At 61.6% G+C, this 21832-nt stretch carries 18 protein-coding genes; 9 read left to right on the plus strand and 9 right to left on the minus strand.

Annotation, left to right across the window (positions count from 1 at the left end; all coding sequences use genetic code 11):
- Positions 1 to 12: 12 nt before the first annotated feature.
- The 5 genes from pcaF to pcaR all read right to left on the minus strand — a co-directional run bounded on the left by pcaF (position 13) and on the right by pcaR (position 5443).
- A complete protein-coding gene (pcaF, locus tag AC07SI_RS22280) occupies positions 13 to 1215 on the minus strand; it encodes a 3-oxoadipyl-CoA thiolase (protein WP_177410378.1) in 1203 nt (400 codons plus the stop codon).
- Positions 1212 to 1991: a CoA-transferase subunit beta gene (locus tag AC07SI_RS22285; RefSeq protein ID WP_065902919.1), complete on the minus strand. Its 780-nt coding sequence runs from the start codon at positions 1989 to 1991 to the stop codon at positions 1212 to 1214. The genes pcaF and AC07SI_RS22285 overlap by 4 nt, the downstream gene beginning before the upstream one ends.
- Positions 1991 to 2848: a CoA transferase subunit A gene (locus AC07SI_RS22290; protein ID WP_065902921.1), complete on the minus strand. Its 858-nt coding sequence runs from the start codon at positions 2846 to 2848 to the stop codon at positions 1991 to 1993. Before AC07SI_RS22290 ends, AC07SI_RS22285 begins: the two co-directional genes overlap by 1 nt.
- Positions 2849 to 3116: 268 nt before the next feature.
- Positions 3117 to 4457: a 4-hydroxybenzoate transporter PcaK gene (gene pcaK / locus AC07SI_RS22295; RefSeq protein WP_065902923.1), complete on the minus strand. Its 1341-nt coding sequence runs from the start codon at positions 4455 to 4457 to the stop codon at positions 3117 to 3119.
- A 143-nt stretch (positions 4458 to 4600) separates the two neighbouring features.
- On the minus strand, positions 4601 to 5443 hold the full coding sequence (gene pcaR, locus AC07SI_RS22300; RefSeq protein ID WP_065902926.1) for a pca regulon transcriptional regulator PcaR: 843 nt from the start codon (positions 5441 to 5443) through the stop codon (positions 4601 to 4603).
- Between the two features lie 554 nt (positions 5444 to 5997).
- Here pcaR and AC07SI_RS22305 point away from each other — a divergent pair.
- Positions 5998 to 6198: a hypothetical protein gene (locus AC07SI_RS22305; RefSeq protein WP_057701255.1), complete on the plus strand. Its 201-nt coding sequence runs from the start codon at positions 5998 to 6000 to the stop codon at positions 6196 to 6198.
- Between the two features lie 310 nt (positions 6199 to 6508).
- Positions 6509 to 7984: an inorganic phosphate transporter gene (locus AC07SI_RS22310; RefSeq protein ID WP_065902928.1), complete on the plus strand. Its 1476-nt coding sequence runs from the start codon at positions 6509 to 6511 to the stop codon at positions 7982 to 7984.
- A 363-nt stretch (positions 7985 to 8347) separates the two neighbouring features.
- Here AC07SI_RS22310 and ccoM read toward each other — a convergent pair whose 3' ends face one another.
- Together ccoM and AC07SI_RS22320 are read right to left on the minus strand one after the other, a co-directional pair.
- Entirely contained in the window at positions 8348 to 8464 is a 117-nt protein-coding gene (gene ccoM / locus AC07SI_RS22315; RefSeq protein ID WP_276145525.1) for a cytochrome c oxidase subunit CcoM, read from the minus strand.
- 143 nt (positions 8465 to 8607) lie between these two features.
- Positions 8608 to 8802 (minus strand): hypothetical protein, encoded by a 195-nt coding sequence (locus tag AC07SI_RS22320; protein WP_106804916.1) that lies wholly within the window; start codon positions 8800 to 8802, stop codon positions 8608 to 8610.
- A 100-nt stretch (positions 8803 to 8902) separates the two neighbouring features.
- Between AC07SI_RS22320 and AC07SI_RS22325 the strand changes: the two genes are divergently transcribed.
- The 3 genes from AC07SI_RS22325 (at position 8903) to AC07SI_RS22335 (ending at position 11509) form a co-directional block, all read left to right on the plus strand.
- Positions 8903 to 9769: a LysR substrate-binding domain-containing protein gene (locus tag AC07SI_RS22325; protein ID WP_065902930.1), complete on the plus strand. Its 867-nt coding sequence runs from the start codon at positions 8903 to 8905 to the stop codon at positions 9767 to 9769.
- A 91-nt stretch (positions 9770 to 9860) separates the two neighbouring features.
- Positions 9861 to 10331 carry a RidA family protein gene (locus tag AC07SI_RS22330; protein ID WP_065902931.1) on the plus strand — a complete coding sequence of 157 codons (471 nt, stop codon included), beginning with the start codon at positions 9861 to 9863 and terminating at the stop codon, positions 10329 to 10331.
- Positions 10328 to 11509 carry an aminotransferase class V-fold PLP-dependent enzyme gene (locus AC07SI_RS22335; RefSeq protein WP_495006524.1) on the plus strand — a complete coding sequence of 394 codons (1182 nt, stop codon included), beginning with the start codon at positions 10328 to 10330 and terminating at the stop codon, positions 11507 to 11509. The genes AC07SI_RS22330 and AC07SI_RS22335 overlap by 4 nt, the downstream gene beginning before the upstream one ends.
- Here AC07SI_RS22335 and AC07SI_RS22340 read toward each other — a convergent pair.
- Positions 11506 to 11847 (minus strand): aspartate-semialdehyde dehydrogenase, encoded by a 342-nt coding sequence (locus AC07SI_RS22340; protein WP_065902935.1) that lies wholly within the window; start codon positions 11845 to 11847, stop codon positions 11506 to 11508. The genes AC07SI_RS22335 and AC07SI_RS22340 overlap by 4 nt on opposite strands.
- Positions 11848 to 12066: 219 nt before the next feature.
- On the opposite strand from AC07SI_RS22340, the gene rapA reads away from it, so the two are divergent.
- Positions 12067 to 14913 carry an RNA polymerase-associated protein RapA gene (gene rapA / locus AC07SI_RS22345; protein ID WP_495006525.1) on the plus strand — a complete coding sequence of 949 codons (2847 nt, stop codon included), beginning with the start codon at positions 12067 to 12069 and terminating at the stop codon, positions 14911 to 14913.
- Positions 14914 to 15055: 142 nt separating this feature from the next.
- Here rapA and AC07SI_RS22350 read toward each other — a convergent pair whose 3' ends face one another.
- A complete protein-coding gene (locus AC07SI_RS22350; RefSeq protein ID WP_065902939.1) occupies positions 15056 to 16402 on the minus strand; it encodes a spinster family MFS transporter in 1347 nt (448 codons plus the stop codon).
- Between the two features lie 250 nt (positions 16403 to 16652).
- On the opposite strand from AC07SI_RS22350, the gene AC07SI_RS22355 reads away from it, so the two are divergent.
- From AC07SI_RS22355 to AC07SI_RS22365, 3 genes are all read left to right on the plus strand, one after another.
- Complete coding sequence (locus AC07SI_RS22355) at positions 16653 to 17018, plus strand: YkgJ family cysteine cluster protein (protein ID WP_495006526.1); 366 nt, start codon at positions 16653 to 16655, stop codon at positions 17016 to 17018.
- Between the two features lie 138 nt (positions 17019 to 17156).
- Positions 17157 to 19421, plus strand: coding sequence for a putative bifunctional diguanylate cyclase/phosphodiesterase (locus tag AC07SI_RS22360; protein ID WP_201143673.1), 2265 nt, complete (start codon positions 17157 to 17159; stop codon positions 19419 to 19421).
- 203 nt (positions 19422 to 19624) lie between these two features.
- Positions 19625 to 21802, plus strand: coding sequence for a hypothetical protein (locus tag AC07SI_RS22365; RefSeq protein WP_065902945.1), 2178 nt, complete (start codon positions 19625 to 19627; stop codon positions 21800 to 21802).
- Positions 21803 to 21832: the final 30 nt, after the last annotated feature.

The following is a 21832-nucleotide window of genomic DNA, read 5'->3' on the forward strand; positions in this document are numbered from 1 at the left end:
AATCCTCTCTTATTAGACGCGTTCAATCGCCAGGGCCAGGCCTTGGCCGACGCCGACACACATCGTCGCCAGGCCTTTGCTGCCGCCGGTTTTTTCCAGTTGATGCAGCGCCGTCAACACCAGCCGCGCACCGCTCATGCCCAGCGGATGGCCGAGGGCGATGGCGCCGCCGTTCGGGTTGACCTGCGGCGCGTCGTCGGCAATCCCCAATTCACGCAGCACGGCCAGGCCTTGGCTGGCGAAGGCTTCGTTGAGTTCGATCACGTCGAAGTCGCTGACCGCCAGGCCCAGGCGTTCCACCAGCTTGCGCACCGCCGGCACCGGGCCGATGCCCATCACGCGTGGTGCCACGCCGGCACTGGCCATGCCGAGCACCCGGGCGCGGGCCGTGAGGCCGTGTTTTTTCACGGCGTCGGCGGAGGCCAGGATCAGCGCTGCCGCGCCATCGTTCACGCCCGAGGCATTGCCGGCGGTGACGGTCTTGTCCGGGCCGTTGACCGGCTTGAGTTTGGCCAGGGCATCGAGGGTGGTGTCCCGTGGGTGTTCATCGTGCTCCACCACGGTCTCGCCTTTTTTGTGCGCAACGCGTACCGGCACGATTTCCTCGGCGAAGTACCCGGCAGCCTGGGCGGCGGCCGTGCGTTGCTGGCTACGCAGGGCGAACGCGTCCTGGTCGGCGCGGGACACGTTGAAGTCGTCGGCGACGTTGTCGGCGGTCTGCGGCATTGCATCCACGCCGTACTGGGCTTTCATCAACGGGTTGATAAAACGCCAGCCGATGGTGGTGTCTTCGAGCTTCATGTTGCGCGAAAACGCCGCGTCGGCCTTGCCCATCACGAAGGGTGCACGGGACATCGACTCGACGCCCCCGGCAATCGCCAACTCCATTTCACCGCTGGCGATTGCACGGAACGCTGTGCCGATGGCATCCATGCCCGAGGCACACAGGCGATTCAGGGTCACGCCAGGGATGCTTTCCGGCAGGCCCGCCAGCAGCAGGGCCATGCGCGCGACGTTGCGATTGTCTTCACCGGCCTGGTTGGCGCAGCCGAGGAAGACTTCGTCGACCGCGTTCCAGTCCACCGAAGGGTTGCGCTCGATCAGTGCCTTGATCGGCAACGCGGCGAGGTCATCGGCGCGCACGGTAGACAGGCCACCGCCGAAACGGCCGATGGGGGTACGAATGGCGTCACAGATAAATACTTCGCGCATCAGGCTTCTCCAGGGGCTTGGCCATGGGCGGCGGCGGTACGTGCTTCAAGGTCACGCAAGGCGCTCAACTCGACGTCGGTGGGTTCCTCGGTGGTGCTGACCTGGTCGGCAAATCGAATCGCCCAACCGGTGGCGGCCACGACTTGTTCGCGGGTCACGCCAGGGTGCAGCGCGGTGACCACAAATTCATGGGTGCCCGCTTCCGGCTCCATGATGCACAGGTCGGTAATGATCCCTACAGGCCCAGCCCCTGGCAGGCCCAGGCGTTTGCGTGAATCGCCGCCTTCGCCGTGGCCGACCGAGGTGATGAAGTCCAGCTTGTCGACAAACGAACGCGACGACTGCTTGAGGATGATCAGCACGCTCTTGGCCGAACCTGCGATCTCCGGTGCGCCGCCGGCCCCCGGCAGCCGCACCTTGGGCTGGTGGTAATCGCCCACCACGGTGGTGTTGATGTTGCCAAAGCGGTCGACCTGGGCGGCGCCGAGAAAGCCGACGTCGATACGCCCGCCCTGCAGCCAATAACGAAAGATCTCACCGGTCGGCACCACCGTGTCGGCGGTCTCCGCCAGCTCACCATCACCGATCGACAGCGGCAACACCGAAGGCTTGGCGCCAATCGGGCCGGACTCGTAGATCAGCACCACGTCGGGCGATGAAGTCAGGCGCGCCAGGTTGGCGGCCTTGGACGGCAGGCCGATACCCACAAAGCAGACGGAGCCGTTCTTGAGGCGACGCGCGGCGGCGACGGTCATCATTTCATTGGTCGAGTAAGCCATTACTTGGCCTCCTGCACGGTGGCCAGCTTGGCCTGGAATTCACTGAAGTCGGCAGTGCCGTGGATGTATTCGTCGATCCAGGCGGTAAACGTCGCACGGTCGCGGGCAATCGGGTCCCACGCCTGATAGAAGCGGTTATCACGCTCGTTGTAACCATGCGCGTAGGAAGGATGCGCGCCGCCAGGCACATGGCACACAGCAGTCAGTGCCCACGTCGGCAACACGCAGCTGTTCATCGGCGCGTTGAGGTCATCGACAATTTCCTCGACGGTGACGATGCAGCGCTTGGCCGCCAGGGCCGCTTCCTTCTGCACCCCGAGAATGCCCCAGAGCAGCACGTTGCCCTTACGGTCGGCCTTCTGTGCATGGATCACAGTGATGTCCGGGCGCACCGACGGCACCGCCGCCAGTACTTCGCCGGTGAACGGGCAGGTCACGGTCTTGATCAGCGGGTTGACCTTGGGCAGGTCGGAACCGGCGTAGGCACGCAGTACCGCGAACGGCAGGCCCGAGGCGCCGGCGACGTAGGCATTGGCCAGGTCGGCGTGGCTGTGTTCTTCGATTTCCAAGGGTTGCGGCCATTGCTTCTCGACCGCGTCACGCAGGCGGTGCAAGGAGCCCACGCCAGGGTTGCCGCCCCAGGAGAAAATCAACTTGCGCGCACAGCCGGCGCCGATCAACTGGTCGTAGATCAGGTCAGGCGTCATACGCACCAGCGTCAGGTCTTTCTTGCCCTGACGAATGATTTCATGACCCGCTGCCGTAGGGATCAGGTGGGTGAAGCCTTCCAGTGCGACGGTATCGCCGTCGTTCACGAATTGCTTCACCGCGTCGCGCAGCGCAAGAATTTCAGCCATGGGGTTCGGGCTCCCGGTGTGGATCGAAAAAGGCGCTGAGGTGGCGCCGAAGTGCTTGAAGATTAAGCCGGGTAAATGGGCTGAACAATCCGATAATCGACTCAGTGTTCGATTATCGAACGGATTGTTGTCTAGCTAATCTTCTCGTCGACACGCCATCAGAAGCGCCCACCCCTGTAGGAGCGGGCTTGCCAGCGAACGCATCACCGCGCTCAATGATTGACCGAGGCGCCCGCATCGCCGGCACGCCCGCCCCTGCAACGGCGGGTCAGGTGGCGTCGGCGTGGCTGACCATGCCTTTGATGACCACGGCTGCCGTAGCCAGCGCCGCCGGGATTACCAGCGCGGTCAGCACCTGCTCGAAGTTCCAGCCCAGGCCCAGCAAGGTGGCGCCCATCCACGCGCCGAGGATCGCACCGAAGCGGCCGATACCGAGCATCCACGACACACCGGTGGCACGCCCCTGCGTCGGGTAGAAACGGGCCGCCAGGGACGGCATCGCCGATTGCGCGCCGTTGACGCACATCCCGGCGATCAGCACCAAAGTCGCCAATAAGGTGATATTGCCCAGGCTCTGCCCCACCGCGTAGGCAAACACCCCGGCCAGCAGGTAGAAAGTGCCGATAACCTTGTGGGGGTTGAACCGGTCCATCGCCCACCCTACCCCGACTGCACTCAACACCCCGCCAAACTGGAACAACGCGCCGATAAACGCGGCCTGCTCCAGGCTGGCGCCGCTGTCACGCATCAGGGTCGGCAACCAGCTGGTCAGCAGGTACACGATCACCAGGCCCATGAAGTAGGTCAGCCACAGCAGCAAGGTGCCGGCGCTGTAAGTGCCGGAGAAGATCACCGCAAACACGTTGCGCGCCTTGACGGTTTTCTGCTCCGGCACGCTGAAGTGGGTAGCCTGGGCGACGATGGTCGGCTCGATGGGTGACAGGGTTTTACGCACCTTGTCGGTCCCACGGTTGCGCACCACCAGGTAGCGCGCCGACTCCGGCAACCACAGCACCAGCACCCCCACGAGAATCAGTGGCAGGATGCCGCCGATCATCAACAACGCGTGCCAGCCAAACGCCGGGATCAGCTTGGCCGAGATAAACCCGCCACCCGCCATGCCGAGGTTGAAGCCGCAGAACATGCTGGTCACCAGCAGCGACTTGTGGCGTTCGGGGGTGTACTCCGACAGCAACGTCGTCGCGTTCGGCATGCCGGCGCCCAGGCCCAGCCCGGTAAGGAAGCGCAGCACCAGCAATTGGTCGACATTGCTGCTGTAGGCCGAGGCCAGGCTGAATGCGCCAAACACCAACACCGCGCCGACCAGCACAACCTTGCGCCCGAACCGGTCGGCCAGCGGCCCCGATCCCAGGGCACCGAAGACCATGCCGATCAACGCGGCGCTCATCACCGGGCCGAGGCTGGCGCGATCAATGCCCCAGTCCTGGGACAGCGCGGGCGCGATAAAGCCCATGGCCGCGGTATCGAGGCCATCGAGGAATACGATGAGGAAACACAGAATGACCACGCGCCACTGGTAGCGTGACAGCGGCTGGGCGTTGATAAAGGACTGGACGTCCAGCGTGGTACCGACAGAAGGCTGATTCATTATTTTTATTCCACACCGATGGCGGGCTGACGGCCTGGGGTCGTCGTTATTATTGGGCGGCGCTCAGAGCGCTGCCGCACAGTAATAAGCCAGGGGAAACATCGTCAATTGATCAAACCGGGATCTGTGCGGTCACCGAACAGTTAGGCAAACAGCTGCGCGCTCAGATCCCGACTCGCACTCAGCATGCTCGGCAGGAACCGCTGCTCCAGCTCGCTGCGGCTGACCCGCCCGGCGTGGGTACTGACATTGAGCGCAGCCAGCACCTGGCCGGACGCGTCATACACCGGCACGGCGATGGAGCGCAGGCCTTGCTCCAATTCCTGATCGACGATGCACCAGCCCTGCTGACGCACTTGTTGCAGGCATTCGAACAGGGCTTCGGGGGTGGTCAGCGTACGGCTGGTCTTGGTTTGCAGGTCGGCATGGTCGAGGTAATCCTGCAGGGAGGCATCGTCCAGAGCGGCCAGCAGGATGCGGCCCATGGAGGTGCAATAGGCCGGCAAGCGCCCGCCCACCGACAAGTCCACCGAGATCAGGCGCTGGGTGGTGGCCGAACGCGCGATGTAGAGGATGTCGTCCCCTTCGAGGGTGGCCATGTTGCAGGCTTCGTGGAGCTGCTCGCTCATGCGATCCAGGTAAGGCTGGGCCGATACCGCCAGTGGCGTGGATGACAGGTAGGCATGGCCGAGGGTCAGGACCTTGGGCAGCAGCGAATAGGTGCGCCCGTCGGTGGTGGCGTAGCCCAGCTTGATCAATGTGTGCAGGCAACGGCGCACGGCGGCGCGGGGGATTTCCGTGCGATGGCTGATCTGGGCGATGGTGAGGTGACGCTTGCGTTCCTGGAACGCCTGCACCACGGCCAGGCCACGGGCCAGGGAGGTCATGAAGTCCGGATCACCGGTAAAGGCCTGGATACGCTTGGCCGGTGAGGCAACGATCGGCGGCGCCACTGAGGCGAAAGCGTTGCGCAATTGATCGTTCATGTCGGGATCCTTTCTCTTATTGTCAACCGCAAGGGGGTTTGACTGCTATTACAAGCCGCGCCGGCCGGGATGCACAAGGCACGACCGGGAACATTGGGCGATTATCGGACGCTCATTCGATAATCGCAATTTTGCATGACCGTGGACGGGTCCGCCCACCAACCAACTAAAGTTTGGGCGGGGTTTTAACGTCCGAAGTGGGGTGGATTTTATGACGCCAACTTTTATGCAAACACTGACGCGCTCGTGTAACAAAACGCTCACACAAAGTTGACGCTTTTTAACTTTATGCCGATAGTGTTATTCAAATGCGCCGCTATAATGCACCCTGTACGCAGGTCCGCCCGGTTTCACTGTCGGGACGGGAGCTGGCCAGATGATGCAGATGCCGTGCATTGTTGATCGCAACTACCTGCCTCGAATGTCAGCATTAATCCATGGCCGTTCGTGCCTGTTTCAAGTTCAACGCTGCAACGGTTTAACTTGAAAGAGCCCGAGGGCGACATTCAGGCACCGTGCTGCAATGTAATTACTCAACTCAATTAGGTAACGATGTGACGAAAGACGAACTGCGCGCGGAACTTGAGCGCCAGGAGCAACGTTACAAGGACGTTTACGGCGGGGAAATCACCACCTACGCCGCCCAGCCTGAACCTGAACGCAAACCATGGCGCAAACGAGCCAGCCTGCTCGACCAGGCATTTGCCCAGGAAATCCAAAAGATTGAACAGGAACTCAAAACCGAAGAGCCATAAGCGCTTCGGTTTGAGCCACGGGTTGCGCCAGGCTGCTGGCACATAGCTAGCAGCCGGCTATTAGCATCCCACTGCCGCGAGCGAAATTTCATACAAATGTTTCAGGCATGCGGTTTTTGCCAAAAAACCCTGCCCCTGGCACCCTCCGCGTTATAAATCAAAGACTTGCCAACCCCCCGAAAACCCTGGGATGGGCGCCTTTTGCCGCGGCTTTTTCAATGAAGATTGTTACCGATGAGCAGCTAGTGCATCGATTACTGAGGTTTTCTGGCATAATCGCGCCCCCTTACGACCGGGTCAGAAAACCTTCATGATCGATTTATTCAGCGGACTGGATGCTTGGGTTCTAGTGAGCCTGTTGCTCGCCCTGGCCTTTGTCCTCGCCTTCGAGTTCATCAATGGCTTTCATGACACCGCTAACGCGGTGGCCACAGTCATCTATACCAAAGCCATGCCGCCGCACCTGGCCGTGTTCTTCTCCGGGGTGTTCAACTTCCTCGGCGTGTTGCTCGGTGGTGTCGGTGTCGCCTACGCCATCGTGCACTTGCTGCCGGTGGAGTTGCTGATCAATGTGAATACCGGCCATGGCCTGGCAATGGTCTTCTCTTTATTGGCGGCGGCGATCACCTGGAACCTGGGCACCTGGTACTTCGGGATCCCCGCTTCCAGCTCCCACACCCTGATCGGCTCGATCCTCGGTGTCGGCCTGGCCAACGCGCTGATCAACGACATCCCCTTGGCTGACGGTGTGAACTGGCAGAAAGCGATCGATATCGGCGCATCCCTGGTGTTCTCGCCGATGGCCGGTTTCCTCGTTGCCGCCCTGGTGCTGATTGCGCTGAAGTGGTGGCGCCCGCTGTCGAAGATGCACAAGACCCCGGACCAGCGTCGCAAGCTCGACGACAAGAAACACCCGCCGTTCTGGAACCGCCTGGTGCTGGTGATTTCCGCCATGGCCGTAAGCTTCGTGCACGGTTCCAACGATGGCCAGAAAGGTATCGGCCTGATCATGCTGGTGCTGATCGGCATCGTGCCGGCGCAATTCGTTCTCGACCTCGGCAGCACCACTTACCAGATCGAACGTACCCGCGACGCGACGGTGCATTTGAGTCAGTTCTACCAGCGTAATCAAGACACCCTCGGCGAGTTCCTGGCCCTGGGTAAAAGCGTGCAGAACGACCTGCCTGGCAAGTTCCAGTGCAATCCGCAGCAGACCGAGCCGACCATCAACGCGCTGGTCAACACCTTGAAAGGTGTTTCCGATTACCATTCGTTGACTGCCGATCACCGCATTGAAGTACGTCGGTATTTGCTCTGCCTGGACGACACCGCGAAGAAAGTCGGCAAGCTGCCGAATCTGTCGGCACGTGACAAGGCCGACCTCGACAAGCTGCGCAAAGACCTGACCGCTACCACCGAATACGCGCCGTTCTGGGTGATCCTCGCAGTCGCACTGGCCCTGGGCCTGGGCACCATGGTGGGTTGGAAGCGTGTGGTACTGACTATCGGCGAGAAGATCGGCAAGCAGGGCATGACCTATGCCCAGGGCATGTCGGCGCAGATCACCACCGCCAGCATGATTGGCCTGGCTAACATCTTCAGCCTGCCGGTATCGACCACCCACGTGCTGTCGTCGGGCGTGGCCGGGACCATGGTCGCGAACAAGAGCGGCCTGCAAGGCGGCACCGTGAAGACCATCCTGATGGCTTGGGTGTTGACCTTGCCGGCGACCGTGGGCCTGTCGGCCGGGCTGTTCTGGTTGGCTTCCAAGGCGCTGGGTAGCTGACAGGCTGCCCTCGGAAAAAAAGGCGCGATCCTTGATTGGGATCGCGCCTTTTTTTTGTCTTGTGATAAGGCGCCTTGGATCAAGATCTATAGCACGGTGCCCCAACAGCCGACCCGAATAGTGCGGAGGAACACGCTCAACTGTGGGAGCTGGCTTGCCTGCGAAGGCATCGGCTGGGTCTCACTGGAAGACCGAGTTGTTTGCATCGCAGGCAAGCCAGCTCCCACACAAAAGCAAATCTGCAATAAACGCGGGGTCCATTTCAGCCATTCCCGCAATAGTGGACATGCCAAAAAACAAACAAAAAAAAGGGCGACCGAAGTCGCCCAAAATGCCTTGCGTGCTCATGTAATCCAGAAAGACTTACGGTTCTTTACGCTTATTAGCGTCCTTCCAGATAAAAATCCCGAACCCTACAAAAAACAGCACCATGAGGCTGACAGTCAGCACCCCGGCAAATACCACATTATCGATAAACATGACCGGCCTCCTGCACTTGCCCTGTTGCGATAGGGCTAAGTTAATGGAGAAGGCGGATTGGAAAATTGACGAGGATCAATGTCGCCCGCGACGGGGCGTAAAGAAGGGCAATAACTGACCTGCATCAACGGATGCAGGTTGTTTCAACGCTTTTTCGGTTTGTTCTTCGGTTTTTTCTTGGCTTTTCCCAGCGGCATGGCCTGCTCAAATGCTTGGCGCACTTCATTCAGGCGCTTGTCATTGAGGTCATGCACACGCTTGGCACGTTCGGCGTTCAGGTCGATCAGCTTGTCGTCTTCACTCATGGCTTGGCTTACGTCGTGGCGGGAATCGCTCAATAATGCGGGCTCCAGCGCCTCACGGCAATTGAGCGGGCGACAAAATGCAGGCCTTCGCCCAAAATCGGCACTTCCCATCCACCCCAGGAGATGCGCTCACGTGGCACTGCACAAGGACCTTCCCCCGCTGCTGGCCCTGCGCGCCTTTGAAGCCGTGGCGCGGCACTTGAGTTTTATCAAGGCGGCAAGCGAGTTGTCGGTGACTCAGAGTGCACTCAGCCATCAGGTGCAAAAGTTGGAACAGCACCTGGGCAAACCGTTGTTTATCCGTCGCACCCGCGCGATCGATCTGACCACTGACGGCCAACAGTACTACGACGAAATCCGCCCGGCCCTCGACGCCATCGCCGCCGCGACCCGCACCCAAAAAACAGCGCCCAGCACCACCGTGCTGCGTGTCGGCCTGCTCGCCTCCTTTGCCACGCTGTGGCTGGCACCGCGCCTGGCCGGGTTTCTCAACCGCTACCCGCATATCCAGGTGGAGCTGTTACCGGCGATTCAACTGGCGGACGTGGCCGGCGCTGAGGTCGACCTGGCGATTCGCTATGGCAAAGGCGACTGGCCCGACGTGCAGGCCACGCGGCTGATGCCGGAAGTCATCTCCCCGGTGTGCAGCCCGACATTCAAAGCGATGCATGACAGTCCACTGCTGATGGCCACCTCGCACCGCCCCTTCGAATGGACGGATTGGTCTGCGCACTACCACGTCGACCTCGACCGCCACCCGCGTGTGATGCTGCATGACTACAACATCGTGGTCGAAGCGGCCGTGGCCGGCCAAGGCATCGCTATGGGCCGTCATCGCCTGATCCAGCGCAGGCTCCAGGACGGCAGCCTGGTGGAAGCCTTCGACTGGCCGCCGTATCACAGCGACATCGGCTACTGGCTGATCGCGCCGCCCGGCCCGGCTGGTGACGCCGCCGCGTGCTTCAGCGAATGGCTGCTGGAAGCCTGCCGCGACGCGTGAGTTTTTTCGATACGTCGGGTGAGATCTATCCGTTTGTCGCCGCCCTCCTCGGCCAACATGCTGGCACCTCTTAAACCCAGGAGGATGGATCATGAGCGACTCCCTGCGCCAACGCGTGCAAGCCCTCGGCCTGACGCTGCCGACCCCGAGCCAACCGGCGGCCAACTACATCAACTATGTGATCAGCCAGAACCAACTGTTCGTCTCCGGGCAAATCCCGATGGTCGATGGCAAGCCCGCCTACGTCGGCCGCCTGGGTGAATCCCTCAGCGATGAAGAAGGCGCCCAGGCAGCCGAGCTGGCGGCGCTGGGCCTGCTGGGACAATTGAGCCATGCGCTGGGTGATGACCTGTCGCGCCTGGTGCGCATTTTGCGCTTGGGTGTATTCATTGCCAGCAGCGGCGATTTCCAGCGCCAGAGCGGGGTTGCCAACGGCGCCTCGAACCTGCTGGTCAATGCCCTCGGCGAAAAAGGTCGGCATGTGCGCACCGCCGTTGGTGTTTCCAGCCTGCCGGCCGGCGTGGCCGTGGAGGTTGACGCGATTTTCGAGCTGCAACCGTGAGCCCGCTCGACGTCCAGCAATTGCGCGACAGCACGCCCGGCTGCCAGTCGGGCATCGTGCATTTCAATCACGCCGGTGCCTCGCTGCCAAGCCAGGCGACCCTCGACGCGATTATCGATCAACTGCACCGCGAAGCCCGTGATGGCCCCATGGAAGCCGGCGAGCATGGCGCCGTGCTGGTGGAAAAAGCCCGCCGCGCCGCCGCGCAATTGCTCAACGCACCCGCCGCGTCGATCGCCTTCGCCAGCAGCGGCTCGGCCGCCTGGAGCCTGGCATTCCAGGCACTGGGCCCGTGGCAACCGGGTGATCGCATCCTGGTCGGCCGCCATGAATGGGGGGGCAACCTCGCCAGCATGGACCTGGCGGTGCAGGCCGGCGCGCGCGTGGAAGTCATCCCTTGCGATGCCTCCGGCGCGGTCTGCCCGCTGGCGCTGGAGTCGATGATCGATGCGCACGTCAGGCTGATCGACCTGACCTGGCTGCCGGCCAACGGTGGCCTGATCAACCCCGCCGAAGCCATCGGCGCCGTGGCCCGACGTCATGGCATTGCCTATTTCATCGACGCCGGCCAAGCCGTCGGCCAGGTGCCGGTGGATGTGCAGGCGCTGCAGTGCGATGTGCTCAAGTCCGCCGGGCGCAAGCACCTGCGCGGGCCGCGTGGCACCGCGCTGCTGTATGTGCGCCCGGACTTTTTACCGCGCCTGAATCCGGCGCAGCGCGATGTGTTTTCGGCGCCATGGAGCGCAGACGGTTTCGACCTGCGCAACGACGCCCGGCGCTTTGAAACCAGCGAAGTGTCGTTTGCCTTGTTGGCGGGGCTGGGCAACGCGTTGCAGGAGATGAATCGACTGGGGCTTGAGCAAGTATGGGAACGGATCGCACACACCAGTGAGCGAATTCGCCAGGCCTTGCGTCAGATGCCGGGTATTTCCCTGCATGACCTGGGCACTGCGCAATCAGGGCTGATCGCCTTTAACCTGGACGGCTGGGACGCTTTCGAACTCAAGCGCCGCCTGGCCTTGAAGCGCATCAATATCGGTGCCAATGGCGTGGCCTACACGCCGTTGGACATGCAGGCGCGCGGGCTGGCAAGCATCGCGCGGATCTCCGTCAGCCCACTCAACAACGACGATGACATCGCGCAGTTGATGGCGGCATTGCAGGCGTTGCGCGACTAGACCTCGACGTCCACCCACAAGCCCTGGCGCGGCGCATCTTCGATCAGCGGCGCCACCGGCACGGTGTTGTCGGCATTGAGCAGGTCGCCGGGAATCGCCAGGTGCTGCTCCGGGTCTTCGTCGGCTTCGCGCCGGCGTTTTTGCTGCTCCTGCTGGCGGCGTTGCTCTTCACGCAGCAGAAAGGTCGACTGCTCGGCATCGCCCTTTTTCAGGTCGATCGTGCTTTCGTTGGAGCCCGCTTGTACTGGCACCACGGGCGGGATATCCGGCTTCTGGCGTACCGGGTCGAGTTGCGAAGTGACCGGCACAACGCTGACGGGCAGCATGGGTGGCAGCATAATAGTTATTCTCCTGATCAACAGGCTGTCGGCGGGCCGCGTGGCGACTTGAGAACGCACTCGCCAAGCTGTGACCCAGTCGACACTCGCAAGTGCCTGCCACCCGTCGATTCGGCTTCCGGACGCTGCCGCAAACGGAGTAGTTTTTGTCAGAGTCCTTGGGCGTGGGGCCTTGTTCCGTTAAGATAGTCGGCTTTTTCACGGCGGGAGTCAGGCAGCATGGCGCAGCAGTATCAACCGGGGCAACGCTGGATTAGTGACAGCGAAGCAGAGCTGGGGTTAGGCACCGTTCTGGCACAGGACGGCCGCTTGTTGACCGTGCTCTATCCGGCCACTGGCGACACCCGCCAGTATGCGCTACGGAATGCGCCCCTCACTCGCGTGAGGTTTTCGCCGGGGGACTCCATCACCCATTTCGAAGGCTGGAAAATGACCGTGCAGGAAGTCGACGACGTCGATGGCCTGCTGGTGTATCACGGCCTCAATGGGCAGAACGAGCAGGTCACCCTGCCGGAAACCCAACTCTCCAACTTCATCCAGTTCCGCCTGGCCAGCGACCGTCTGTTCGCCGGGCAGATCGACCCGCTGGCCTGGTTCTCGCTGCGTTACCACACCCTGGAACACACCAGCCGCCAACTGCAGTCTTCGCTGTGGGGCCTGGGCGGCGTGCGTGCGCAACCAATTGCGCACCAACTGCACATCGCCCGTGAAGTCGCTGACCGTATCGCTCCGCGGGTATTGCTGGCGGACGAAGTGGGCCTGGGCAAGACCATCGAAGCCGGCCTGGTGATCCATCGCCAGCTGCTCTCGGGTCGCGCCAACCGGGTGCTGATCCTGGTACCGGAAAACCTCCAGCACCAGTGGCTGGTGGAAATGCGCCGCCGCTTCAACCTGCAGGTTGCGCTGTTCGACGAAGAACGTTTCATCGAGAGCGATGCTACCAACCCGTTCGAAGACACCCAGTTGGCGCTGGTCGCCCTGGAGTGGCTGGTGGACGACGAGAAGGCCCAGGATGCGCTGTTCGCAGCCGGTTGGGACCTGCTGGTCGTCGACGAAGCCCACCACCTGGTGTGGCATGAAGACAAGGCCAGCGCCGAGTACGCGCTGGTCGAGCAACTGGCCGAGGTCATCCCGGGCGTGCTGCTGCTCACCGCGACCCCGGAACAGCTGGGCCAGGACAGCCACTTCGCGCGTCTGCGCCTGCTTGACCCGAACCGCTTCCACGACCTGCTGGCCTTCCGCGCCGAGAGCGAGAACTATCGCCCGGTGGCCGAAGCCGTGCAGGAGCTGCTGGATAAAGGCCGCCTGTCGCCTGCCGCACACCAGACCATCCAGGGTTTCCTCGGTAACGAAGGTGAAGCGCTGCTGACCGCCGTCAACGATGGCGACACCGAAGCCAGCGCGCGCCTGGTGCGCGAGCTGCTCGACCGCCATGGCACCGGCCGCGTGCTGTTTCGCAACACCCGCGCCGCGGTGCAAGGCTTCCCGGAGCGCAAGCTGCACGCCTACCCGCTGCCGAACCCGGACGAATACCTCGAATTGCCGCTGGGCGAGCACGCCGAGCTGTACCCGGAAGTCAGCTTCCAGTCGCAGCCGGACATCGAAGAAGAAAACCGCTGGTGGCGCTTCGACCCACGGGTCGAGTGGCTGATCGACCAGCTGAAAATGCTCAAGCGCACCAAGGTCCTGGTGATCTGCGCCCACGCCGAAACCGCGATGGACCTGGAAGACGCGCTGCGCGTGCGCTCCGGCATCCCGGCCACGGTGTTCCACGAGGGCATGAACATCCTCGAGCGTGACCGTGCCGCCGCCTACTTCGCTGATGAAGAGTTCGGCGCACAAGTGCTGATCTGCTCGGAAATCGGCAGTGAAGGTCGCAACTTCCAGTTCTCCCACCACCTGGTGCTGTTCGACCTGCCGTCGCACCCCGACCTGCTGGAACAGCGGATCGGCCGTCTGGACCGGATCGGCCAGAAACATGTGATCGAACTGCACGTGCCCTACCTGGAAACCAGCCCGCAAGAGCGCCTGTTCCAGTGGTACAACGAAGCGCTGAACGCTTTCCTCAACACCTGCCCGACCGGCAACGCCTTGCAGCACCAGTTTGGCCCGCGCCTGCTGCCGCTGCTGGAAAACGCCGACGATGGCGAATGGCAAGCCTTGATCGACGAGGCCCGTGCCGAGCGCGAGCGCCTGGAGCAGGAACTGCACACCGGTCGCGACCGTTTGCTGGAGCTCAACTCCGGCGGTGCGGGTGAAGGCGATGCGCTGGTCGAGGCCATCCTCGAACAAGACGACCAGTTCGCCCTGCCGATCTACATGGAAACCCTGTTCGACGCGTTCGGCATCGACAGCGAAGACCATTCGGAAAACGCGCTGATCCTCAAGCCCAGCGAAAAAATGCTCGACGCCAGCTTCCCCCTGGGCGACGACGAAGGCGTGACCATCACCTACGACCGCAACCAGGCGCTGTCGCGCGAAGACATGCAGTTCATCACCTGGGAACACCCGATGGTGCAGGGCGGCATGGACCTGGTGCTGTCCGGCTCGATGGGCAACACCGCCGTGGCGCTGATCAAGAACAAGGCGCTCAAGCCTGGCACCGTATTGCTGGAGCTGCTCTACGTCAGCGAAGTGGTTGCCCCGCGCTCGCTGCAACTGGGCCGCTACCTGCCGCCGGCCGCCCTGCGCTGTCTGCTGGATGCCAACGGCAACGACCTGTCCAGCCGCGTGTCGTTTGAAACCCTGAACGACCAGCTGGAAAGTGTGCCACGGGCCAGCGCCAACAAGTTTATCCAGGCCCAGCGCGACCAACTGACGCCACGGATCAACGCCGGTGAAGAGAAGATCACCCCACGCCACGCCGAGCGTGTGGCCGAAGCCAAGCGCCGCCTGGCTGCAGACACTGACGAAGAGCTGTCGCGCCTGACGGCGCTGCAAGCGGTCAACCCGACCGTACGCGACAGCGAACTGGTGGCCCTGCGCCAACAACGCGAGCAAGGCCTGGCCATGCTCGACAAGGCGGCGCTGCGACTGGAAGCGATCCGGGTGTTGGTGGCGGGTTGATGACCGCCCTGCTCCGCTGAAAAAAGGCCCGCGCAATGCGGGCCTTTTTTACACTGGAGCAAATCGGAGCCTGTAATTGCCTCATCGCGGGCAAGCCCGCTCCCACGGGAGCGGGCTTGCCCGCGAAGGGGTCACCCCGGTCTCAAGCCGTCGCCGCCGAAGCAGGCACCTCCACCGCCCCCAACCCATCCTTCATCCGCTGGGCATCACGCACAAAACTGCGCGAGGCCTGGAACAGAAACAGCATGGTCAGGAACAGCGCCACCGGGATCAAGTACATGGCGTCATGCAAGCCCACGGCTTTATACGCTTCGGTCATCTGCGCAGCCCCATCGGCATACATCGCCGAATGGGCAAAGTGATCGGACAGACCACCCACCACAATTGGCCCCATGCCACCGCCCAGCAGGTACAGCCCGGCAAAAAACAATGCCATCGCCGTCGCCCGCAGGCGCGGCTCGACCACGTCCTGGATCGCCGTGTACACGCAGGTGTAGAAGTTATAGGCAAACAACCAGCCGACACTGAACAGCGCCACGAACACGCCAATCTCGATCCGCCCCGCGTGCAAGGCCCAGGCAGTGGTGACGGTGGAGATGATCAGGCTGAACGCGGCGAACAACAGACGGCCATTGGCGACGCGCTGATGAATCTTGTCGGCAATCCAGCCACCCAGGGTCAGGCCGATCAAACCGGTGATACCGACGATCACCCCGGTGGCGACCGCCGCTTCCTGCAACGGCATCAGGAAATAGCGTTGCAGCATCGGCACCAGAAACGAGTTGCAGGCATAGGTGGCGAAGTTGAAGCACAGCCCGGCCAGCACCAGCCAGAGGAAAGTCGGCACCGCCAGCACGCGGCGAATCGGGCGATCGACGCGCTCCTGGGAGACCTGCACGGTTTCGGCCGCGCCGCGCTTGGGCTCCTTGATATAGAACATGAACACCGCAAGGATCAGACCTGGCACCGCGGCAATAAAGAACGGTGCGCGCCAGCTGTCGAACGCCTTGACCATCGCGCCAATGGTGAAGAACGCCAGCAACAGCCCCAACGGCAGGCCGAGCATGAAAATCCCCATGGCCCGCGCGCGGCGGTGTGCCGGGAACAGGTCGCCAATCAACGAGTTGGCCGCTGGCGCATAGCTGGCTTCGCCGATACCAATGCCCATGCGCACCAGCAGGAACGTCCAGAAGCTGCCAACCATGCCGTTGACCGCCGTCAGCCCGCTCCAGGCGAACAGGCCCCAGCCCATCAGTTTGCTGCGCGAGCCGGTGTCGGCGAGTCGCCCGAGCGGCAGGCCGGCAATGGCGTAGACGATGGTGAAGGCGGTGCCGATGATGCCGAGCTGGAAGTCGCTCAGGTGCCATTCCATGCGGATCGGCTCGATGATGATCGCCGGAATGGTACGGTCGAAGAAATTGAACAGGTTGGCCAGGAACAGCAGGAACAGAATGCGCCAGGCATTCGCCGCTTGGGTCGAGTTCTGCATGGGTCCGTCTCTTTTATTGTTATGAGAGCTGCGATGCCCGATGCATCCTGCCCGGTACCAGCAACATAGTCAGACGGGCAAGGCTTGTCTGTAATGATTCGTAAAGCTGATAGGGCATGATTTCACCCGGCGCCACGGGACTTGGCCTACAAAAATATAAGTGAATGCCCCCCTTCCCAACGGCCTTGGCACGGATAGAATGGCGAGCCTTCCGTAGCATCCCCCTTACTCTCTTTTATCGAAGACGCCCATGTCCGAAGCCAGTCCGTGTCTGAATTGCGGTGCCTGCTGTTCACACTTCCGTGTGTCTTTCTTTTGGGGAGAGTGCGCCTCGTCGGGGGGCACCGTACCCGATGAGCTGGTGGTGCAGATCAACCCCACCCGCGTGGCGATGATCGGTACCGACCAGAAGCCCGCACGCTGCTGCAGCCTGGAAGGGGAAGTGGGCAAAGGCACCAGCTGCTCAATATATGAACAGCGCTCGAGTGTGTGCCGCGAGTTCGACTCCTCCTGGAGCCAGGGCGTGCAGAACGTCGATTGCGACGCCGCCCGCGCCGCGTTCGGCCTGGCGCCGCTGCCAGCCCCGTTCGAGCTGGACCTGCCCATCAGCGCTTAGCATTAAACGCTATGGAGGGCATGCCAAAATGGTTGAGAGCAAAGTGCCATTAGCACTGACGAATCCCGCGAGGCTTCTATACTCGACCTCATAGGTCATCGCCTCAGGCAGTGACGTGACTCTATGACGGGACATGCTATGGAATGGCTGGGTCTGCATTTTTTTACCGACCTGCCAGAAAGCGGGCACTTATTACTCAACTGCAGTCATAACCCGTTTCTGGTGCTGCTGGCCTACCTGGTCGCTTGTGCGGCCGGGTTCGGCACGCTGGACATGGCTGAGCGTGTCGGCCATGTCGAGGACCCCACCGCAAGGCGCCATTGGCGCTGGCTCGGCGCCGGTTGCCTGGCCGGCGGGATCTGGTCGACCCACTTCATCAGCATGCTGGCCTTCCAGGCGCCCATCGCCATCCATTACGAATTGATCATGACGTTCGCCTCGCTGCTGATCGCCCTGATTGCCTCATTGTTCGCCATGCAGACCCTCAGTCACGCCCATCTGCGCCTGCATCAGTACCTGCTGGCATCCGTGTGGATGGGCCTGGGTATCGCGCTGATGCACTACGTGGGCATGTCAGCCATGCGCTCCCAGGCCCAGGCGTATTTCGAGTCGGGGTTGTTCATGGCCTCGATCGCGATTGCCATCGGCGCCAGCTTCGCCGCGCTGTTGCTGTCGAGCTACCTGCGCAACGGCGCCGGCGTGTTTCACCAATTGCTCAAATATGCCGCCAGCCTGGTGCTGGGCGCCGGGATCATCAGCATGCACTTTACCGGCATGGCCGCCCTGCGCTTGATGGTGCCTGCCGGGGCGGACCTGTCATTGCCGCAGGATAACAACCCGATCCAGCTCGGTTTGTCGGTGGCCGTGATCACCCTGCTGGTGATCGGCAGCAGCATCAGCGCCGCCCTCGCCGACAAGAAGCTGCAGCACAAGGAACGTGACCTGCGCCGTGTCAACGCGCTGCTCAGCGAACTCGACCAGGCCCGCGCCTCGCTGCAGCAAGTGGCCCACTACGATGCACTCACCAGCCTGCTGAATCGCCGTGGCTTCAACCAGATTTTTGCGGAGAAACTCGCGGAAAAAACCGCTTCCCAGGGGATGATGGCGGTGATCTTCCTCGATATCGACCATTTCAAGCGCATCAATGACAGCCTCGGGCATGACGCCGGCGACCAATTGCTCACCGTGCTCGCCGGGCACATCAAGGGCTCGGTGCGCAGCCACGCCGACGTGGTCGCGCGTTTTGGCGGCGATGAGTTCTGCATCCTCATCAGCATCCACAACCGCGACGAGGCACGGCACCTGGCCCAGCGCATCATGCAGAAGATGAAAGAACCCATCGAACTGGCCGGCCGGCGCATGGTGATGACCACCAGCATCGGCATCAGCCTGTTTCCCGATGACGGCCTGACCTGCGAAGAGTTGCTGAAAACCGCAGACCTGGCGCTGTACCAGTCCAAGGACACCGGGCGTAACAGCCTCAACTTCTTCAGCTCCAACCTGAAAACCCGCGCCTTCCTCGAATTGCAACTGGAGGAAGAACTGCGCGGCGCCCTGCGCACCCGCAACCAATTGGTGTTGTTCTACCAACCGATCTTCGACATGAAGCTGGGCAAGGTCACGCGCCTCGAGGCCCTGGTACGCTGGCAACACCCGCAGCACGGCTTGCTGGCCCCGGATCGGTTTATCGGCATCGCCGAGAACAACGGGCTGATTGCCGAATTGGACCACTGGGTACTGCGCCAGGCCTGTCATGACCTGAGCCTGTTGTCCGACAGGGGTTACACCGAACTGACCATGTCCGTGAACTGTTCCGCGTTGAACCTGGCCCGCGACGAACTGGCGGACGAGATCGAAGACGCGCTGCGTTTCAGCGGCATCGCCGCCAATCGCCTGGAACTGGAAGTCACCGAAAACGCGTTGATGGGCAACATCAGCAGCACCCTGGCACTGCTGCGGCAGATCCGCGCGCTGGGGGTGTCGCTGGCCATCGACGACTTCGGCACCGGCTACTCATCGCTTGCCTACCTCAAGCGCCTGCCGCTCAACACCTTGAAGATCGACCGCTCGTTCATCCAGGACATTCCCAAGTCCACCGCCGATATCGAGATCGTCCAGGCGATTGTCGGCATGGCCCACACCCTGCACCTGCAGGTGGTGACCGAAGGTGTGGAAACCCAGGCCCAGTTCGAGCTGTTGCTCAAGCATGGCTGTGATTTCGTCCAAGGCTACCTGTTGAGCCCGGCGGTGCCTGCCAGCGACATCATCGGCGTGATCCAGGGCATCGACATCCGTAACCCGCTCTACCCTTACAGCGTGGCAGGCACCCAGGAAAAACCGCCAGCGAAAGAGCCCTCCACCGGGCGCCCAGGGTCGACTTCCATCGTCAGGCCAATTCGCTGACGCCTAAACTTTGGCATTTCGCCATCATTTGCCTAAAGAACGCCGACAAACGGCCGATTCATCAGAGTCCGGCCAGGTTTTGCCTGAGCATACAGGGTCAAACCCGATCGTTCCGGACAAGGACGCACTGTAAAGTCGCGAACTCCCATTCCGTGATGGCCCTTTGATTCTTTCCAGCCATCCGCCCAGGCACTTGGCGCACAATGACTTCTAAAAATAACTCTGCCACCGTGGTATCCGACGTGTTGCTCCCAGCTCCTGCGGACAAGCCCTCAGGTTCAAAGTCATTGAGCACCGCGCGCCCGCTGGCCACTCAGCAATACCTGTACTTCACCGAGACCAATACCGACCGCATCCTCGATAACCTCGACGGCCTGCGCGACATGGTGTTCCCACGCCCGCCCCACCTGGAAGGCGACGGCGAACAGCGCAGCGAGCAGGAATTCCCCTCGGTGTGCCTGATCGGCCTGGGCCGTTGCGGTTCGAACATCGCGCTCGACGTGGCGGAGTTGGTGTACAACGCCCGCAAGTTCTACCTCAACGAATTCAGTACCGAAGACAAGACGCTGGACAAGGGCTACAGCCCGGCCCAGTGGATCCGCAACAACCTGCGCCTGGGCAGCGGCAAGGCCAGCAAGCCGGTGTTCCTGGTCGAGCCGCTGGTGATGCTCGGCGATCTGGACAAGGACATCGCCGGGCGCATCCGCTTCTCGCGCAAAGGCGAAAAAAGCGGCTTTTTGCGCGACTACAGCAAGATGAAAATCATGGACCTGTCGGAAGTCCATGCCGGTGGCGCCGGTAACGCGCCGATCCTCGGCCAGTACCTGGCCAAGATCATCCTCAACAAGGATACCCAGCGTTTTTCCAGCCCCGACTGGAAGATGATCCACTCGTATTTGATCGATTCCTGCGGCATCAAGGCCAACCAGTCGCGCCTGTACTTCTCGATCTTCAGCGCCGGCGGCGGTACGGGTTCGGGCATGGCCTCGGAATTCGGCCTGGCCCAGCAGCACTCGTACATGAACAAGACGTTCGACACCAAGCCCGCCGACGAGCACGACAGCAAGAGCGGCCACGCCTTTGTGTTCGAGCCGATCTTCACCAGCGGCATCTGCGTACTGCCGAATATTTCCGATCACCGCAGCGAAATGTCCGAAGCCCTGCACATCAACGCCGGGCGCCTGCTGTGCAAGTACCTGTCGGAAGAATGGGATTTCTCATACAACTTCGCCAATGAAGACAGCAGCGAAGCCAGCGTGAAGGGCCGCATCCGCCCCTGGAACGCAATGATGCTGATCTCCAACGACATCATGCGTTACGCCGAAGAAAGCGATGACGGCAATATCCAGAACATTGACGTCAATGCCATGGAAAAACACGCCAACCAATACATCTCGCAGCAGATCTTCAACATTCTGACGGCCCAGGCAGTCACCACTGACTACGACCAGAACTACTTCCGTCGCGCCGGCATCGACATCGGCGAAACCATTCGCCTGGATGCCAACGACCTGTTCATGAGCCTGGCCGGCCCGGTGGCGATTGCCTACGCAGAGTCTGTGGTCCCGGAAACCCCGGCGCCGACCAACGACAAATTCAAGGTATTCGAAAAAGAGCCCCAGCGCCTGAACATCGACGACCTGTTCTTCCGCTCCATCGACCTGCCGCATTTCAACAAGGTCACCCAGGCCATCGAAGGCATCAGCCTGCTGCCGATCGAGTCCAAGCGCTACAAAGCGTCCCTGGAGCAGTACAAGAACTCCGGCTACGACGCGGCCGCGCTGCATGACCTGCACTTCTTCAAGAACTGCTCGTCGGTGGTCTCGATCGTGTCCCTGCCCAAGGACTACAAACTGTCCTACATGGACCTGAACCGACTCAAGACTCACCTCAACAGCCTGTTCCCCAACACCACGCTCAAGCGCTACGCCCTGGTGATCGGTGCATCGGCGAACCTGTCGCTGACCACCCTGATCGCGAAAAGCCCGTGCCTGTCGGATGACTTCCTCACGCTGATCGTGGCCTTTATCAAACGCTGCTTTGCGCGCAACCCGTACCGTTTCGACGACACGCTGGACAACTCGATCCTGGACTTCATCATCCACGAGGACTTCGACGAAGACCGTATCGACGAGTTGCTCAACGAGTTCGAAAACCCGGCGAAGATCCTCGATACCAACTGGTACGCGATCAAGCCGATGTATGAGAAGAAGTACCGCGAGTTGATCAACGACAAAGACAAGTTTGTGTCGATCAATGACATTCGCCTATCGCGCGATTGCGTGAAGAAGGCAATCAAGTACCTGCGTGAGATCTACCGTCACCGCATCGGCAAGACCAAGGTTATTTCGCTGAATAACCACACCGGCAAGACTGCCTGAACCGCTGCGACGGCGCCGCAGGGCGCCGTC

The sequence above is a fragment of the Pseudomonas sp. GW821-FHT05D12 genome, from assembly GCF_059419825.1.

Bases quoted from the DNA above. Each gene is read 5' to 3' on its own strand.
- AC07SI_RS22285 (WP_065902919.1), bottom strand. From the start codon at position 1,991: ATGGCTTACTCGACCAATGAAATGATGACCGTCGCCGCCGCGCGTCGC.
- AC07SI_RS22290 (WP_065902921.1), bottom strand. From the start codon at position 2,848: ATGGCTGAAATTCTTGCGCTGCGCGACGCGGTGAAGCAATTCGTGAAC.
- pcaK (WP_065902923.1), bottom strand. From the start codon at position 4,457: ATGAATCAGCCTTCTGTCGGTACCACGCTGGACGTCCAGTCCTTTATC.
- pcaR (WP_065902926.1), bottom strand. From the start codon at position 5,443: ATGAACGATCAATTGCGCAACGCTTTCGCCTCAGTGGCGCCGCCGATC.
- AC07SI_RS22310 (WP_065902928.1), top strand. From the start codon at position 6,509: ATGATCGATTTATTCAGCGGACTGGATGCTTGGGTTCTAGTGAGCCTG.
- ccoM (WP_276145525.1), bottom strand. From the start codon at position 8,464: ATGTTTATCGATAATGTGGTATTTGCCGGGGTGCTGACTGTCAGCCTC.
- AC07SI_RS22330 (WP_065902931.1), top strand. From the start codon at position 9,861: ATGAGCGACTCCCTGCGCCAACGCGTGCAAGCCCTCGGCCTGACGCTG.
- AC07SI_RS22340 (WP_065902935.1), bottom strand. From the start codon at position 11,847: ATGCTGCCACCCATGCTGCCCGTCAGCGTTGTGCCGGTCACTTCGCAA.
- rapA (WP_495006525.1), top strand. From the start codon at position 12,067: ATGGCGCAGCAGTATCAACCGGGGCAACGCTGGATTAGTGACAGCGAA.
- AC07SI_RS22350 (WP_065902939.1), bottom strand. From the start codon at position 16,402: ATGCAGAACTCGACCCAAGCGGCGAATGCCTGGCGCATTCTGTTCCTG.
- AC07SI_RS22355 (WP_495006526.1), top strand. From the start codon at position 16,653: ATGTCCGAAGCCAGTCCGTGTCTGAATTGCGGTGCCTGCTGTTCACAC.
- AC07SI_RS22360 (WP_201143673.1), top strand. From the start codon at position 17,157: ATGGAATGGCTGGGTCTGCATTTTTTTACCGACCTGCCAGAAAGCGGG.
- AC07SI_RS22365 (WP_065902945.1), top strand. From the start codon at position 19,625: ATGACTTCTAAAAATAACTCTGCCACCGTGGTATCCGACGTGTTGCTC.